General features: G+C 53.2%; 1 rRNA gene (running past one end of the window). It reads left to right on the top strand.

The features are described 5' to 3' along the window. Window positions 1-1,158: ribosomal RNA gene (locus V6936_RS17245) — 23S ribosomal RNA — on the top strand (its annotated part extends 1,282 nt beyond the left edge of the window); the annotation flags it as partial. Window positions 1,159-1,232 lie beyond the last annotated feature (74 nt).

Raw genomic sequence — 1,232 nt, 5'->3', positions numbered from 1 at the left:
AAAGCATGAAGAGGCCGCAGTGAATCGGTGGCTGCGACTGTTTACTAAAAACACAGCACTCTGCAAACACGAAAGTGGACGTATAGGGTGTGACGCCTGCCCGGTGCCGGAAGGTTAAGTGATGGGGTGCAAGCTCTTGATCGAAGCCCCGGTAAACGGCGGCCGTAACTATAACGGTCCTAAGGTAGCGAAATTCCTTGTCGGGTAAGTTCCGACCTGCACGAATGGCGTAACGATGGCCACACTGTCTCCTCCTGAGACTCAGCGAAGTTGACATGGTTGTGATGATGCAATCTCCCCGCGGCTAGACGGAAAGACCCCATGAACCTTTACTGTAGCTTTGCATTGGATTGTGAACCGGCCTGTGTAGGATAGGTGGGAGACGTTGAAGCGTGGTCGCCAGATCGCGTGGAGTCATCCTTGAAATACCACCCTGGTCTGTTTGCGGTTCTAACCTAGGTCCCTTATCGGGATCGGGGACCGTGCATGGTGGGCAGTTTGACTGGGGCGGTCTCCTCCTAAAGTGTAACGGAGGAGTTCGAAGGTACGCTAGAGACGGTCGGAAATCGTCTTGATAGTGCAATGGCATAAGCGTGCTTGACTGTGAGACTGACAAGTCGAACAGGTACGAAAGTAGGACATAGTGATCCGGTGGTTCTGTATGGAAGGGCCATCGCTCAACGGATAAAAGGTACTCTGGGGATAACAGGCTGATACCGCCCAAGAGTTCATATCGACGGCGGTGTTTGGCACCTCGATGTCGGCTCATCTCATCCTGGGGCTGTAGCCGGTCCCAAGGGTATGGCTGTTCGCCATTTAAAGAGGTACGTGAGCTGGGTTTAAAACGTCGTGAGACAGTTTGGTCCCTATCTGCCGTGGGCGTTGGATACTTGACGGAGCCTGCTCCTAGTACGAGAGGACCGGAGTGGACGTACCACTGGTGTATCGGTTGTCATGCCAATGGCATTGCCGAGTAGCTACGTACGGAAGAGATAACCGCTGAAGGCATCTAAGCGGGAAACTCGTCTGAAGATTAGGTATCCCGGGGGCTTGACCCCCCTGTAGGGTCGTCCGAGACCAGGACGTTGATAGGCTGGGTGTGGAAGTGCAGTAATGCATGTAGCTAACCAGTACTAATTGCCCGTGTGGCTTGATCCTATAACCCTTGAGGTTGTAGTGAGTTAAGTTGTTGACCACAGAACGTAATATTGAAGTGCAGCGCAACCCGCGCT

This window comes from Alcaligenes sp. CHO6, assembly GCF_037120595.1.
Taxonomy (GTDB): Bacteria; Pseudomonadota; Gammaproteobacteria; order Burkholderiales; family Burkholderiaceae_B; genus Alcaligenes; species Alcaligenes ammonioxydans.
The sequence above is the reverse complement of the archived record's forward strand: the minus strand, read 5'-3'. Positions and strand labels throughout refer to the sequence as shown.